Below are 15,705 nucleotides of genomic sequence, written 5' to 3'. Positions count from 1 at the left end.
GAATTGGTAATTATTCCATTCAAATGGTAGTTTTTCACCTATCAAAATAGAACTTCTCAAATACCCAAGAAAAGCTTCTCAGGGCGCCTTTTTGTTTGATTGATATTTATCAAAAAGCAGAAGCAAACTAGGTCGAACACCAACTTCGGGAAAACATATTCACCAAACCAGTTCGGTTATTTTTAAGAGAATCCGGCTATCCAAAACCGGAAAAACCCTGAGGGATCACCGCTTCTAAAAATAGACGTTAGCGACGTCGGTATTTTCCCGAAGTCTTACAACTTTATTAAAATTTTTCAGTAACTTTTTCGCTCCATACAATATTTTCCCAAAATGAATCTCCGAAAATCCATTTTACGCCTCGGAATTCTGGCGTCGATGAGTGGCCTATGGAGTTGCGGACAAAACGAGTCCAATTCCATTGATCTGACCGGCAGCGGCCAGGTTAGCTACAATTTCCATATTCGACCTATCCTTTCTGATAAATGCTTTGCTTGCCACGGCCCCGATGCCAACAAGCGGGAAGCTGACCTACGGTTGGATACCGAAGAAGGTGCTTTCAAGGGTCTGAAGGAAAGCCCCGGCATGTTTGCGCTGGTCGCAGGTAAGCCCGAGGAGTCGGCCGTTTACCACCGCATCATTTCCGAGGATCCCGGAGAGCTGATGCCGCCACCAGAGTCCAACTTGAAGCTTACAACCGAGGAAATCAGTCTCCTTAAAAAGTGGATCGAACAAGGTGCCAAATATGAACCACATTGGGCTTTCCTAAAAGTTGAAAAACCGGCTGTACCAAAAACAGAATGGGGAACCAACGAGATCGACGCCTTTACTTATCGGAAAATGGCATCAAAAAAACTGGAACCCAATCCGGAAGCCAAGCCACATGAACTCATCAAGCGGGCAAGTTTGGATCTGGCTGGCCTGCCCCCTACTCCGGCGATGTTGGACAAATACGCGGAATTTTCAGGAGAAAATACATACGAAAAATTGTTGGATGAACTGCTGGCGCAGCCGGCTTTTGGCGAAAAACTCGGGGTGCTGTGGATGGATATATCCCGATATGCCGACAGCTATGGGTATCAGGACGACGAAGTCCGATCTCAGTGGCCGTATCGCGATTGGGTGATCCATGCCTTCAACAATAACCTGCCTTACGATCAATTCCTGACATGGCAGCTTGCCGGTGACCTCCTACCCTATGCCACCAAAGAACAGATCTTGGCCACCGCTTTCAACAGAAATCATAAATACACCGAAGAGGGCGGGATTATTCCCGAAGAATATCGGATCGAATATGTGCTGGACAAAACCAACACATTCAGCAAAGGCATCTTGGGAATTACGATGGAATGCGCCCAGTGCCACGACCATAAGTATGATCCCTTTTCGCAGAAAGAATATTACGAACTCTTTGCCTTTTTCAACAACTCGAAAGAAAAGGGCTTCGAGGGCGATGTGAGCCAATCAAAACCCGCCAAAACCCCAATCCTCTGGATCGAGCGAAATGACCTGGACAGCATCCTGACGTTCATCAATCACTCAGATACCACCAAACTCAGTGTCTCGGTGATGGGAGAAAACGAAGTGAAGCGCACGACCTACATTCTGGATCGCGGTGTTTACGACGCTCCGGCCGATTCAGTGGATGTATCCACGCCTGCGTCCATCTTTGAATTCCCCGACAATCTGGAGAAAAACCGACTGGGTTTGGCCAAGTGGGCGACTGATCGAAACAATCCACTTACTTCAAGAGTTTTTGTCAACCTGATTTGGCAGGAAATCTTCGGCAAAGGAATCGTCAAGTCTGCCGGCGATTTCGGTATGCAGGGAGACTTGCCCACACATCCCGATCTGCTCAATTGGCTTGCGGCCGACTTCATGGAAAACGGCTGGGACATCAAGCGTCTCCTGAAGCAGATCCTGATGTCGTCCACTTATCGCCAATCGGCGGCCATTGGCAAAGACCATATGAATATCGACCCAGACAATCTCTACTTGGCGCGTGCTCCTCGTCTGAGACTTCCTGCGGAAAACATCCAGGATTTGGTTCTGGCAAGCAGTGGACTCCTTCATGGCGAGATCGGTGGCCCAAGTGTCAAGCCTTATCAACCTTCCGGACTTTGGGAAGCAGCCACCTCAGGGCGCGGCACCTTGGCGACTTATATCCAAGACTCAGGCGACAAACTCTACCGCCGAGGCATTTACAACTTTATCAAACTGACTGTGCCTCCTCCCAAAGCGATCATCTTCGACTCCAGCAACCGAGATCGCTGCGAGATCACCCGAAACAGGACGAATACTCCGCTTCAGGCGCTGCTCATGATGAATGATCCGATGGTATTAGAGGCCTCAAGAGTTTTGGCGACCAAGCTTTCTGAGACGTACGAAGGGGAAGAAGCCATCGCCCAAGCTTTCAAACGCATTGTGTGTCGGGAAATGAAATCGGAGGAGAAAGAGCTCTTGTGGGATTATTACCAAGCTGAATTGGAAGACTTCAAAGCAAATCCAGAAAACACCAAGAAAGCACTGGATGTCGGGGAATACCCGATGAACGAAAAAGCGATCACTCCCGAAAATGCAGCCTTGATGCAGGTCATCGTGAGTTTGTATAATTTGGAAGAAACAATAACCAAAAGCTGAGATGGAAAAGGAACTATTAGAGCAGGGGCTGAATCACAACAGAAGGAAGTTTCTTTCCCGATTGAGTCTGGGAATAGGAAGTGTGGCTTTGGGTTCGTTGTTGGTTCCGGATTTGTTTTCTGGAAAACAGGAGGCCGAAGATGGCCTGATGCGTGCTTTGCCACATTTCGCCCCTAAAGCGAAGCGGATCATCTACCTCTTCCAAAACGGAGCTCCCTCCCAATTGGAGACCTTCGACTACAAGCCGCTGTTGACCAAAAACTTTGGACAGGAACTTCCCGACTCCATCAGAGCCGGGCAGCGGTTGACGGGAATGACCGCAGGACAAACGTCTTTTCCGCTGGTTGGCTCGTATTTTGGCTTTAACCAATATGGAGAAAGCAGGGCTTGGATCTCCTCCCTTTTTCCCCATATCTCCAGCGTGGTGGATGATCTGTTGATCGTCAAATCCATGCATACCGAGGCGATTAACCACGATCCGGCTTTGACCTTTTTCCAGACTGGAGCTCAAGTCGGCAATCGTCCCAGCATGGGTTCGTGGCTGAGCTACGGCTTGGGCAGTGAAAACGCCAATCTTCCCGCCTTCTGTGTGCTTCTTAGCCGGGGCAAAGGAAATGGGCAAGGTGTCTATTCCAAACTCTGGAGCAACGGATTTCTGGATGCGACGCACCAGGGAGTTCAGTTTTCCAATTCCGAAGATCCTGTGCTCTACCTCTCTGATCCAGACGGAATGAGCCGGGATCAGCGTCGCAAGATGATCGATCAGATCGCTGCGATGAATGAGTTGAACTATCAGGAATTCAACGATCCTTCGATCACAGCGAAAGTACAACAGTACGAGATGGCCTTTCGCATGCAAACCGCTGTGCCCGAAATCACCGATACGTCTAAAGAACCCGACAGCGTCGTAAAGCTCTACGGACCGGATTGTTTGGTGCCGGGAACCTACGCCGCCAATTGCCTCTTGGCTAGAAAGCTCTCCGAAAATGGTGTCCGCTTCGTCCAACTTTACCATCAGGGATGGGATGCCCATGACAACTTACCGAATCAGATGATCGGTCAGGCAAAGGATGTCGACCAAGCCACAGCCGGATTGATCACGGATCTGAAACAGCGTGGATTACTCGATGAAACACTCATCATCTGGGGCGGCGAGTTTGGCAGAACCAACTATTGCCAGGGCAAGATACTCCCAGAAAACTACGGCAGAGATCACCACCCACGGGCCTTCTCCATCTTCATGGCCGGTGGCGGCGTGAAGTCAGGAATGGTTTATGGAGAGACCGACGACTTCGGCTACAACATCACCGAAAACCCGGTTCACGTCCACGATTTCCAAGCCACGGTCATGCACCTGATGGGAATCGACCACGAAAAACTCATCTATAAACACCTCGGAAGAAGGTATCGCCTCACAGATGTGCACGGTAAAGTAGTAAAAGACCTGATTGCTTAATTTCCAATTATGCCCAAAGTATCCCGGATAATACCGATTCTAGAAAACCTGCTTTTCTTCTGGCTTGGCCTTGCCTTGGTGTTGAGTTTGGCTGGAGATAGCCTGAATATCCCTTCGCTGCTGCAAGTTTTGGGGAGAGCCCACCCTTTGATTTTGCATTTCCCGATCGTCCTTCTGCTGATGGCGGTGGCGATGCTGTGGATCAAAGACGAGAAAATCAAAGAAATCGGTACCTGGGTCTTGCTCTTAGGAGCGAATCTTACCGGATTGACTGTCCTTGCAGGATTGCTTTTGGCAAACGAGGACTATGACGGAGCCATGCTGTTTTGGCACCAATGGTTAGGCGTGGCCTCCCTGGGCCTGTCGGTGTTGATCTACTTTTACAGAGACAAATCGTCGAGTTTTCTGAAGATTTCCACCGGAGCGCTTGCCGTCGCGATCGTTCTTACCGGGCATTTCGGAGCAGATTTGACTCATGGAGAAAATTTCCTTTTGACACCGATTCAATCCAATGAAGAAGAATTTGTCGCTTTGGATGACGCCGAGGTATTCCAGCACATGGTAAAACCAATCTTGGAAGCCAAGTGCATTTCCTGCCACAAAGAAGGTAAGGTAAAAGGCGAACTTCGGATGGACGATCTGGCTGGTTTGCAAAAAGGTGGGAAGAACGGCCCATTTGTCGTCCCCGGAGATTTGAAGGAATCTCTCCTAATCCAGCGGATCCATCTTCCGGAAGATTCCAAGGAGCATATGCCTCCAAAAAACAAGGCACAGTTGACCGATGAGGAACTGGAAATCCTCCAGCTTTGGGTAGAATCAGGGAGTTCTTTTGAGCAAAAAGTCACCGAGCTCGAGTCAGAAGAACCACTTTTCCAGCTGGCTTCCAACAAGTTTTCCAATCAGAAATCCTACACCTTTGACGCAGCGTCTGACTCAGACATTTCGGAGCTGAATAATTTCTTCCGTAAGGTCAATCCGGTTTTCCCCGGTTCTCCTGCACTCGAAGTCGCCTACTACGGCACTTCTGCTTTTGATCCCACTTCGCTCAAAGACCTGAAAAGTATCAAGGAGCAAGTGGTAAAAATGAACCTCAATCGAATGCCATTGGAGTCTGTGGACCTGAGCTTTCTCCGTGACTTCCAGAATTTGGAAGAATTGCAAATGAACTTTACAGGGGTCACACCCAATCAACTATCCAACTTGGAAGGTTTGGAAAACCTGAGAAATCTGGCTATTTCCGGAAATAGTCTTGGCGCTGAGGCTGTTTCAGTCCTGGAAAAATTGACGCAAGTCAAAAAAATATTTCTTTGGAACTCCGGATTGGACGAATCGTCCAAAGAAAATCTCCGCAAAGCGCTGACCACAGCGCATATTGACTTCGGATTTGACGGAAAGGGAATCATCTACGCGCTCAATCCACCTAAGATCACTTTCGATAAGGAGCTCTTCCAAGATTCCATGGAGTTGGTGCTTTCGCATCCGATCCGTACCGCCGAAATCAGGTATACTCTGGACGGAACGGAGCCGGACAGCATTTCCAGTCCCGTTTACACCGCTCCGATCTGGCTCAAAAAAACCGCTCAGATCCGTGCCAAAGCCTTCGCCGCTGACTGGACGGGGAGTTTGACCGTTTCAGACTTGTTGTTCAAGTCAGGCATTCAACCCGAGTCCTACCGTTTGGCTTTTGAGCCAAACACCAAGTATAAGGCTAAGGGTGCGGCGTCTCTTTTCGACGGAATAAAAGGAAAAACCGGACATGGATCCGGAAATTGGCTCGGCTTCAAGGACACCTCCATGGAGCTGGAGATTTTTATTGCTGAAAATACTAGTCCAAATGAGATTAGCATCAGTTTACTTCTAAACGAGATCGCCTACATCTTTCCTCCAGAAAATGTGGAGATTTGGACAGGAAATCAGCAGGGCTGGCAGAAACTACCAAACACTGACAACGCCCAGTCTACGAAAATTGAAGAAGTCAGATTTGGGATGTTGACGTTTCCGCTCCCGGAAACAGATTTTGACAAGGTCAAAATCAGGCTGAGACCTATTTCAAAGCTACCTGCCTGGCACCCCGGTGCCGGAGCAAAAGGGTGGGTATTTGTCGATGAAATATTACTTAATTAGCCAATCACCCTAAAGTATAAAATGAGTTCAGAACCGTATAAACGCTATAGAGAAACCGTCTTTGAGAAACTTCAGAAGGCGTTCCGGCAGGAAAAAGAAATTGTAATCGCTTCAAGATGGATTGCGAATGCCATCGCAAACGGCGGATGGATCTACACCAGTGGAACGGGCCATTCCCACATGCTGGCAGAGGAGATCTTCTATCGGGCTGGCGGATTTGCAAGAGTCATCCCGATCTTGGACCCAGCCTTGATGCTCCACGAGGATGCATCCGGAAGCACCGAAGTAGAAAGACGCGAAGGTTACGCCAAAAAGCTCTTTCAGCCCTACACCCTCACTTCCAAGGACGTGTTCATTATTTCTTCCAACTCAGGGAGAAATTCTGTAAGTGTAGAGATGGCACAAATCGCACAAGAGCACGGAGCAAAGGTCATCGTGATTACCAACTATGCACACAGCAAATCTGTGGACTCAAGGCATTCATCCGGCTTGAAATTGTTTCAGGTGAGCGATATCTTCTTGGACACCTTTGGGGAAATCGGAGACGCAGCTATAGATCTCGACGGACTACATACCAACGTGGGTGCTACGTCCACCGTCGTCGGAGCTGCTTTGCTCAATGCGATTATGGTGCAGGCCGCGGCCATGGCGCTTGAAAACGGTGTAGTGCCAGAAGTATTCAATAGCTCTAATTCAGATGTAGGTGGATCGCACAACGACAGCTTGATCAGCAAATACAAGGCTGATATCCCAATGCTGTAATTCTTGCGATTTCTAAAATACCAAAAGCCCTTGCTGAGTGATCGGCAAGGGCTTTTAAAAGCTATATCAGTAGATTATTAATTCGGGAGATTTTCCGTGACGTGGTTTTAACAGAACGGAAAAATAGCCTTTGTATCATTTTATCAATTCAATCTATCCAACACCTCAAACCTAGAGGAATTGGAAATGAACTCTGGCACCATAACCTTTAAATGCCTAACCAGATCGATTTCGTTGTTTTTCCCGATCATCTCCTGGAACAATTCTATTTGACCTTCTATTCGATGAAAAGAGGAGGGCAACATCTGAGCGATCTTGATTTTAGGATGGTGCGTGATCTTGACCGTCTCAAAATCATTCAGTAGTTCTTCGAAAAGCTTCTCCCCTTCCCTCAAACCACTAAACTGAATCTTGATATCAGTTCCTACTTTCTTACCGGAAAGCCGAATCATCTTTTCTGCCAAATCCAAGATCCTCACCGGTTGCCCCATATCAAACACAAAGATTTCACCTCCGCTCCCCATTACTGCTGCCTCCAATACCAATTGACAGGCCTCCGGGATGGTCATAAAATAGCGCGTGATTTCCGGATGAGTGACGGTAATCGGGCCCCCCTCTAGGATCTGTCTTTTAAAACGAGGGATCACAGAACCGTTTGAGCCCAACACATTTCCAAATCGTGTGGTGATAAATCGGGTATGGCCTGTTTTATGGTTAGCCTCTAGGTATTGATTCAGCGCTTGTACGTAAATTTCTGCAGCCCTTTTGGCAGCTCCCATTACATTCGTCGGGTTTACCGCCTTGTCTGTAGACACGAATACGAATTTCTCAACCTTGGTCAAAACAGACAAATCCGCCAAAATCTTCGTTCCGATGACGTTGGAGTGAATGGCTTCCTCGGGATATCTCTCCATCATCGGTACATGCTTGTAAGCAGCTGCATGAAATACCACCTCAGGCTTGAATTCCCTGAAGACTTCCTTCATCTTCTTTGTATTTCTCACATCACCCAATATGACTTTGATCGCAGATGATGGACGCAACTCTCTGAATTCCTGTTCTATTTCGTATAGCGAGGATTCAGCAATGTCCAATAGGATAATAAGCTTGGGCTGGTAGTGGGATATTTGGCTACAAAGCTCAGAACCAATAGATCCGCCGGCCCCGGTTACCAATACCACCTTTCCCTTCAGATCGTGTTCGATCTGTGGGTTATCCAGGATGATTGGTTCACGGCTCAACAGATCCTCGATTTTGACCTCTCGAATTGCTCCGGCAGTGAGACTTCCGTCAATCCATTGCTCTACAGGCGGAACCACGGACACCGCAACATTCAGCCTCAGACATTCGTCAATAATCTCATTTTTGCGAGTGACAGAGAGGTCACGAACTCCGATGATCAGCTCTGTTACTCCGTAAATTTGTGTCAGTTTTTCGAGTGCTTCGATTCCATTATAGATACGTTTGCCACCGATATAGTTGCCTTCTTTTTTTGAATCGTCGTCCAAAAAAGCGACGATATCCATTCTACATTGCCCATCGCTTTTTATCGTTTTTTGAGCAATAATACCGGCTTCACCGGCTCCAAAGATCACTCCATTCCGAATTTCGGTTGAAGTCACACCTCCCTTTAGGTACACAAAAAGCTCTTTGACCAGCAAGCGATAAAAGATCAAAATGAACATTGCGGATAGGCTGGCAATGATCAATACAGAAGTGGGAAGTAAGTAGGTGTCGTTGTAGAAAATTCCCAGAAAAAAATTCAAAAATAGGATAATGAAAAAATTTAAAACTATCGTCTTCAAAAGGTTTGCCCCGTCCTGAAAACCTGTATGTCGCACAATCCCCCTCCAACTTCTTGTACCCTGCATGACAAACAGACCACTAATGGTAAAGGTGAGGCTCCCCAACAATACATCTTGCTGTTCGACAGGATCTAGATCGAAATTAAATCGAACCAAATATCCAAAAAACGCCGATTGGAAAAGTATCAATAGATCGAGTGTGGCTATAATCCATCTCGGAAGGATCTTCAACCTAGATAATTTTTTCATGGTTTCAACAGGTGTAGATATTCCATTTCAGGCAAAGCCAAAGCGATATATTCGAATTGTCCCGGCAAACTCTTCTTCAGCTTCCAGCTTTTTCTAAATCTGTCTGTCATAGAGACGTGCGATCCAAGTCTTTCCATCGAGTTTCCTGTTCCCGCCTCTGGTCGACTACATAACCTCTACCACGCCCGCTAACAAATCCCCTTAAATTAAGTGATGTTCCTCAATCTGGCTAATCTAATCGAAAATCAGAGGCTTAATTTCCAACTCAATTACGGCATTGGACTGCTTCCGGTAAATTTCCCAACCGTCACATGGCCCTGTTGACTGACTCCCTTACATCTCAGCACATTCCAACTCGTTTGAAACAAGATCTTCAAATCCAATCCCAGCGAAATGTGACCGACGTACCAAACATCAAAATCAAACTTCCGCTCCCAACTAATGGCATTTCTTCCGTTGATCTGCGCCCAGCCCGTGACACCCGGTTTGATGTCATGCCTTCGGGCTTGAACTTCATTATAAAGCGGAAGGTATTCCACCAAAAGTGGCCTCGGTCCAACAAGGCTCATATCACCCTTAATTACGTTAAGCAGCTGGGGTATTTCATCAAGGGAGGATTTTCGCACGATTTTTCCGAACGCAGTAATTCTCTTATCATCTGAGGCCAAGAGCCCATTCTGCTCTCTCCTATCATTCATCGTTTTAAACTTAATGATCTTAAACAGACTTTCATTTTTGCCCGGTCTTTCTTGAAAAAAAAATGGATTCCCCTTGAAATGAATGGAAAGAAGTACCAGCAAAACCAAGAAAACAGGTAGAATAATCATAAACATTATCGTTGCCAAGATCAGGTCTAAGACCCTTTTTCCCAAATCCCTGTACTTCATCTTAGGATGCTTTACTTAGCGCATTTTCTATAATATGGACAATTCTCTCCTGATCCTCCGGATTGAGACTTGTAGAGCTGGGAAGGCAAAGACCTTTCGAAAACAACGCTTCAGCGACATTTCCTCCGTAGAATGGGGCATCGCGGTAAATCGGCTGCAAGTGAAGGGGCTTCCACAAGAATCGGGTTTCTATACCTTCCTCATCCAAGACCTTTCGAAGTTCTTTATTAGAAATCCCGGTTAGATTTTCATCGATCAGGATTGTACTCAGCCAGAAGTTCGAAGAAGACCCGGCCTGCTCAGGCTGGAAAGCGATACCGGGAAACTCTTCAAGATGAGCTCGATACCTCTGATTAATCTGTCTTCGTTTGCAGACAAAATCGTCTAGCCTTTCCAATTGCGCAATACCAATCCCGGCGGCAAGATTATTCATGCGGTAGTTGTACCCGATTTCCAGATGCTGATAGTAGGGCAGCTCTTCTCTCGCTTGAGTCGACAAGTATTTGGCTTTACTGATCGTTTGGGTATCATCGGAGATCAATGCTCCCCCACCACCCGTGGAAATGATCTTGTTGCCGTTAAACGAGAAAATACCAATCGATCCCAGCGTCCCACAGGGCTGACCATGGTAGGTGCTGCCCAAAGCTTCAGCGGCGTCTTCCAAGACGGGAATCTCATACTTCTCTGAGATCGCATTGATTTCCATCATCTTGGCGGGCATCCCAAAAAGATGAACAACCACGATCGCTTTGGGCTTTCTTCCCAAAGCAAGTCTGCTCAAGATCGCATCCTCTAGTAGTTCCGGCGAGATGTTCCAAGTATCACTCTCACTATCCACAAACACCGGTTTTGCTCCTAAATAAACAATTGGGTTAGCCGAAGCGCAAAAAGTAAAGGATTGACAAATTACCTCATCACCAGGACTGACGCCGAGAAGGACAAGCGCCAGATGCAAGGCCGAAGTCCCAGAATTTAAAACCACAGCTTGGTGTGATTTCATTCTCATGGACAGATTAGATTCGAACAATCCTATAAACTCGCCATTTGTGGCTAAAAGTCCTGAGGAAAGGGCTTTTTGTAAATAGAAATTTTCCTTGCCGTCAAAGACAGGAAAGGAAAGCGGGATTGTATCGGCCATGAAATAGGCAGGAGGTGGTCTAGAATGTTTTAAACTTACTACATTACTCCGAAATCCAAACCAACAAAAATGAGCAAAAACCAAAAAAAGCCCTCTTTAGGGCTCTTTTTTACGACGTTGAAAAGGGTGAACTTAATTCATATTCATACTTCCTGATTCTACAGACTGCTTGTCCAATCGGAGTCTACCGGATGGAATTGCATGCAATGGCCTGCTTTCCAGTATTCTAGGCAATTTATGCACTTTCTTCTTTACAAACTTCACGGTGACCCGTTCCATCAGATACCCAAGAGTTAATACGATTGCCGATAAAATTGGCAGCACTATATTATCTGAAAAACTTCCTAAGGAAAAGACCAAGCAAATAAGGGTAAACTGCAAAAAGCCCAAAATCAAGGCTACTTGACTATGTTTCATGCCCATTCGCATCAGAAAATGGTGGATATGGCTCTTGTCTGCAGACATGGGAGGACGACCCTGAGAGATCCTTTTGGCAAATATGCGTGCCATATCATAGAGTGGGTAGATCATCAGTACCACACCGGCGGTAAAAGATGGCTCTAGTTTGAGAAAAGTGCCCTGTGGCAATGCAGCATTCTGACCGATAAATGCGACCACCAAACTCCCCAAGGCAAAGCCTAAGGTTAGCGATCCGGTATCACCCATGAATATTTTTGCAGGAGCCCAATTGAATATCAGAAAGGCTAGAACGCTTCCCAACAAAGTAAAGCTAAGCACTGCAAAGCTGTCAAGCCCTTGTATGTAGAACCACGCTCCTAGCATACCCAAAGAGATGCACGCAACCGTCCCCGCGAGGCCGTCTAGTCCGTCTATCAAGTTAAAGGCATTGGTCAAAGCGAGCAATACAAACGCACTGAATAAATAGCTTACGATAAGTGGGATTTCATAAAGGCCTAAAAATCCATGAAAGTTGCTGATCCGGATATCTCCGGCGAAAATGACGAGAAGTACCGCGACACATTGGCCCAAGATTTTATGCTTCGCCTTCAGTTCAACCATATCATCTCTCAGGCCGACGAAAAACATCAGCGCAATGGCGCCAAGCAAATATCGGATATCCGGAACAGGAAACTGCCAGCCCCAAATGCCCAGGGCTACAAAAGTCGCGATCACGAATCCAATCCCACCCATGGAAGGAGTTACCTTCTTATGGATCTTACGTCCGCCGGGAATATCTCCGATCTTGGCTTTCTTCAAAACGGAAATTACGACGGGTGTGACTAACAAGCCAACTGAAAAAGCGGTAAGTGCAGCTAAAAGAAAATACATAGATGTTTGGTTTAAGAGCCTAAGCCGGTGCGAATTTACGATTCAACAATTATTATACCTACTAATTGTAAATAAAATAATTATTAAGACGATTTAGCCGTAAATTAACAAACCAGAAAAAGTAGTGTCAAAACTCATAAATTGTGTTTACAAAAGCGTTATTTCTTATGTAGACAGTTGCTTTTGTACGTGATAGTTTAACTCACGCTTTAAATAAAAAAAAAGCTGAAGTGAGAAAGCCACAAGTTGAGGAAACACTTACCCCAAAACACCCAATTTAACGGACGTTCGAAAAATCTATGCATTGGAGAAAATAGAGTTGATTAAGTGTTTACAAATAAAAATCCGCTCCGTCAATTCGGCTGTAAAGGACGAAACCTCACAGGTTTCAAAAACCGAGCACTCTAACCAAGTCAAAACCTAATCCTTGAGCCCTCCGCTATAGATTTTCATATAATATAGAAGGTGAAAAGCGCGAAAAGCTTGGCAGTGCCCAGATGCGGGGACTTCTAACAATTGAAATGCTACGGACTTGGTATCAAAAATTCCCTGCCAAACTTCGGGACCTTTGCGGCGTTGCGGTGAAAAAAATCGTTTAGTTTTCGTTCTGCTTCCAAAAATAAATCAAGCTCACCTGCGCAAGCATACTAGTCAGGTTCTCCCCCTTTGGGAACTCCGCGGTGCTGGCTGGATCCAACTGCCATTGATAGTTTTTTGCGTGAATCACTTGCAGCTTGGAGCTGACTAAGAGGTTCTCAAATTTCTTGTCATACAAGAAGCCAAGGGAAAGATCGATCCAGGGTTTACGCTCAGTTTCCTGCAGCTGAGCCTTGTAGTAAAAATCCTGGTTGTTTGCCAAACGCTCAAACGACACTCCGATTTTATCAAGCCCATCCACCAAAGCAAATTCCATCGTCTGTACGTTAGAACCTACCCCTATTCCTACTCCCAAGGGTTGCCCATAGTTAACGAATCCTCTAGCTCTTGTGTGCGTATGCCAGGTTAGTCCTCCTTTTACTCCCAAATATCTAATGTATCGATTAACCGATTCCTGTTGTTGAGTCATCTCTCCACGAACTTGAATCATTCTTCCTGACTGCGGCAAATCAAACAGTTGGACGAAACCCAGTATATAGGCCCTTGCATGATCGGGGTTCAAAATATAATCTCTCCAATTATACGCATGATCACGTCTTCCTAATTCAAAATATAACTCCGATTTGCTCTTTGGTATTGCCACCCGGCCAAAAAATGTGATCGTCTGATCTCTTCCATTTGCATCAAAGTCAACTGTGTTTCCATCTTCAAAAAAGTTCTTCTTTTGAAGGCCTTCAAAGATCGGGAACCAATCCAGGAATTCATTTCCTCGATTTGCATCATATTGTTGAAACGTTCTGGAAAATCCCAAGAAAAAGCCTTTGACCCACTTCGGATTCCAAGATATAGTAATCGCATTAGTATATCTCCAGTCTCCTGTGAATGGTCTAAAATACAAGTCATCCAATGCTTGCTCTTGAGATGGAGCCAAACCGGAGTTTTCCAGTCGCCCCATAATAATCTGTCCCTCAAAGTTACCTATCAAGGTCCTCGCTGGTTTAATCGTATTTAGGCTCAGATGCGGAAATCCTTGGGCATTGTTGGAATAAGTCAAGGCATTAAACTGACCCGGACCCCACCAAATATTTTGAGTAGAACCTCCAATCTCAAAAGCACCGTATTGAACCGTAAGTTTGGACTGTCCCCACCAGGGATTCGCTATCCAAGTTTTACCAAAGCGCTCTGGAAAATCACCATTATTCCAGAAAAAAAATCTGTCTCGAATTTCAGAGTTTGACATCTCATCGAGGCCCGTAAAAAAACCTTTGTTTTGGGCGATGACCAATTCAGGTCTAAAGGTCAGGTTGATAAATTTGTACTTCATCTCCACGCCTCCGGAAAAATAAGTCTGAAAACCGGGATTCGGAATCATCCCATAGTCACCCCAAGCATAAGGACGCTTAGTAGACACTCGGGTCGTATTGATTATGGGAGTGAGCCGGATTGACAACTCTGAATCAATCAAGTTATCGGAAAGTGGATAGGTGCTTGAGTCTGCCAAGATAGGCTTCAACAAAAAAGACACGTTACTGGGTAACGTGTCTAGGAGTTGATTCCTTCGAAGGTTTTCTTCTAAAACCGGGAAATTGGATGGTAAGGACTGGGAAGCAGCAAACTGTGCGAAAAAGAACGAAGTGAAAAAAGTAAGTAAGCCTATTTTCCTCATAAATACAGCGAAATAATCGCAGCTATGATTCGTTCAGAAGTCTTTCCGTCCCATAGCGGAATACCCTGATATTGCTTCCAGTTGCCTCCCATCAGTTTTGCAAGTGCCGGTGGCACATTTACAGGATTAGTGCCGATCAGCTCATTGGTGCCTAAATGAATGGTCTCAGCCCGCTCGGTATTGTCCCTTAACGTGATGCAGGGCACATTCATCACAGAAGCCTCCTCGGTAATTCCACCGGAATCGGTAATGACTCCTTTTGCATTCTTTACCAGATAATTAAACTCCAGATAAGATAAGGGAGCGGAGTAATGCAGATTTGGATATTCTATTCCCATGGTCTCCAGAATCTTGGCAGTGCGAGGATGTACCGGGAAGATAATTGGCATGTTTTCAACTCCATTCACTATCGCCTCGATCAATGCCTTCAACTTGGATTCCTCATCCACATTTGCAGGACGGTGCATGGTCATCACAACATATTTTTGTGGCTCAAGCGTATCATAGATATCACCTTCCGGCTTTATCAATCTATCCTGATTAGCCATCAAAGTATCGATCATGGTATTTCCTACGAAGTGAATTCGTCCTTCAGCGACACCGGCATTTCTTAGATTGGTATTGGCGATCTCAGAAGTTGTAAAGAAGTGATCTGTAATACTATCCGTTACCATCCGATTAATCTCCTCCGGCATCGACAAATCCCCGGAGCGAATTCCTCCCTCAACGTGTGCAACGTCGATCTGAAGTTTTTTGGCAGCAATGGAGCAAGCGAGTGTACTCGTCACATCACCTACTACGATAACCAAATCAGGCCTGTTTTCCAGTAATTCTCTTTCAAAGGCTACCATAATAGAAGCAGTCTGCTCTGCCTGAGTACCTCCTCCCCCACCCAAATTGGCATTAGGGTCCGGAATATTTAATTCAGTAAAGAAATCCCCAGACATTTTCTTATCATAATGCTGCCCGGTATGCACCAATCTAAAATCGATCGCTACTCCGGCATTTTTCTGCTTTTGGATCTCATGAATGATTGGGGCAATCTTCATGAAATTCGGTCTTGCTCCCGCAACTATGGTAAGATTAATCAT

Annotated in this window: 10 protein-coding genes; 4 read left to right on the top strand and 6 right to left on the bottom strand. The window is 45.9% G+C overall.

The window, feature by feature from the left end; all coding sequences use genetic code 11:
- Positions 1 to 333: 333 nt before the first annotated feature.
- Genes ABD031_RS22140 through ABD031_RS22125 form a run of 4 tightly spaced genes read left to right on the top strand, consistent with a single transcriptional unit; the run spans position 334 to position 6,982 of the window.
- A complete protein-coding gene (locus ABD031_RS22140) occupies positions 334 to 2,640 on the top strand; it encodes a PSD1 and planctomycete cytochrome C domain-containing protein (RefSeq protein WP_343855227.1) in 2,307 nt (768 codons plus the stop codon).
- A 1-nt stretch (position 2,641) separates the two neighbouring features.
- Entirely contained in the window at positions 2,642 to 4,096 is a 1,455-nt protein-coding gene (locus tag ABD031_RS22135; RefSeq protein ID WP_343855226.1) for a DUF1501 domain-containing protein, read from the top strand.
- A 9-nt stretch (positions 4,097 to 4,105) separates the two neighbouring features.
- Positions 4,106 to 6,220: a c-type cytochrome domain-containing protein gene (locus ABD031_RS22130; protein ID WP_343855225.1), complete on the top strand. Its 2,115-nt coding sequence runs from the start codon at positions 4,106 to 4,108 to the stop codon at positions 6,218 to 6,220.
- A gap of 21 nt (positions 6,221 to 6,241) precedes the next feature.
- Positions 6,242 to 6,982, top strand: coding sequence for a sugar isomerase domain-containing protein (locus ABD031_RS22125; RefSeq protein WP_343855224.1), 741 nt, complete (start codon positions 6,242 to 6,244; stop codon positions 6,980 to 6,982).
- A gap of 143 nt (positions 6,983 to 7,125) precedes the next feature.
- Here ABD031_RS22125 and ABD031_RS22120 read toward each other — a convergent pair whose 3' ends face one another.
- From ABD031_RS22120 to wecB, 6 genes are all read right to left on the bottom strand, one after another.
- Positions 7,126 to 9,036, bottom strand: coding sequence for a polysaccharide biosynthesis protein (locus tag ABD031_RS22120; protein ID WP_343855223.1), 1,911 nt, complete (start codon positions 9,034 to 9,036; stop codon positions 7,126 to 7,128).
- Positions 9,037 to 9,305: 269 nt separating this feature from the next.
- Positions 9,306 to 9,923 (bottom strand): sugar transferase, encoded by a 618-nt coding sequence (locus tag ABD031_RS22115; RefSeq protein ID WP_343855221.1) that lies wholly within the window; start codon positions 9,921 to 9,923, stop codon positions 9,306 to 9,308.
- Position 9,924: 1 nt separating this feature from the next.
- On the bottom strand, positions 9,925 to 11,061 hold the full coding sequence (locus tag ABD031_RS22110; RefSeq protein WP_343855220.1) for a DegT/DnrJ/EryC1/StrS family aminotransferase: 1,137 nt from the start codon (positions 11,059 to 11,061) through the stop codon (positions 9,925 to 9,927).
- Positions 11,062 to 11,193: 132 nt separating this feature from the next.
- The gene (locus ABD031_RS22105; protein WP_343855218.1) at positions 11,194 to 12,351 is read right to left on the bottom strand and encodes a glycosyltransferase family 4 protein; all 1,158 of its coding nucleotides are present in this window, start codon (positions 12,349 to 12,351) and stop codon (positions 11,194 to 11,196) included.
- Between the two features lie 595 nt (positions 12,352 to 12,946).
- Entirely contained in the window at positions 12,947 to 14,614 is a 1,668-nt protein-coding gene (locus ABD031_RS22100) for a capsule assembly Wzi family protein (protein ID WP_343855216.1), read from the bottom strand.
- Positions 14,611 to 15,705 carry a non-hydrolyzing UDP-N-acetylglucosamine 2-epimerase gene (wecB, locus tag ABD031_RS22095; protein ID WP_343855215.1) on the bottom strand — a complete coding sequence of 365 codons (1,095 nt, stop codon included), beginning with the start codon at positions 15,703 to 15,705 and terminating at the stop codon, positions 14,611 to 14,613. The genes ABD031_RS22100 and wecB overlap by 4 nt, the downstream gene beginning before the upstream one ends.

Source organism: Algoriphagus jejuensis, from assembly GCF_039523455.1.
Lineage (GTDB): Bacteria > Bacteroidota > Bacteroidia > Cytophagales > Cyclobacteriaceae > Algoriphagus > Algoriphagus jejuensis.
This window is presented reverse-complemented; position numbering and strand designations above follow the sequence as displayed.

Coding starts and splice junctions, on each gene's coding strand:
- ABD031_RS22140 (WP_343855227.1), top strand. CDS start 334: ATGAATCTCCGAAAATCCATTTTACGCCTCGGAATTCTGGCGTCGATG.
- ABD031_RS22135 (WP_343855226.1), top strand. CDS start 2,642: ATGGAAAAGGAACTATTAGAGCAGGGGCTGAATCACAACAGAAGGAAG.
- ABD031_RS22130 (WP_343855225.1), top strand. CDS start 4,106: ATGCCCAAAGTATCCCGGATAATACCGATTCTAGAAAACCTGCTTTTC.
- ABD031_RS22125 (WP_343855224.1), top strand. CDS start 6,242: ATGAGTTCAGAACCGTATAAACGCTATAGAGAAACCGTCTTTGAGAAA.
- ABD031_RS22120 (WP_343855223.1), bottom strand. CDS start 9,036: ATGAAAAAATTATCTAGGTTGAAGATCCTTCCGAGATGGATTATAGCC.
- ABD031_RS22115 (WP_343855221.1), bottom strand. CDS start 9,923: ATGAAGTACAGGGATTTGGGAAAAAGGGTCTTAGACCTGATCTTGGCA.
- ABD031_RS22110 (WP_343855220.1), bottom strand. CDS start 11,061: ATGGCCGATACAATCCCGCTTTCCTTTCCTGTCTTTGACGGCAAGGAA.
- ABD031_RS22105 (WP_343855218.1), bottom strand. CDS start 12,351: ATGTATTTTCTTTTAGCTGCACTTACCGCTTTTTCAGTTGGCTTGTTA.
- ABD031_RS22100 (WP_343855216.1), bottom strand. CDS start 14,614: ATGAGGAAAATAGGCTTACTTACTTTTTTCACTTCGTTCTTTTTCGCA.
- wecB (WP_343855215.1), bottom strand. CDS start 15,705: ATGATTAATCTTACCATAGTTGCGGGAGCAAGACCGAATTTCATGAAG.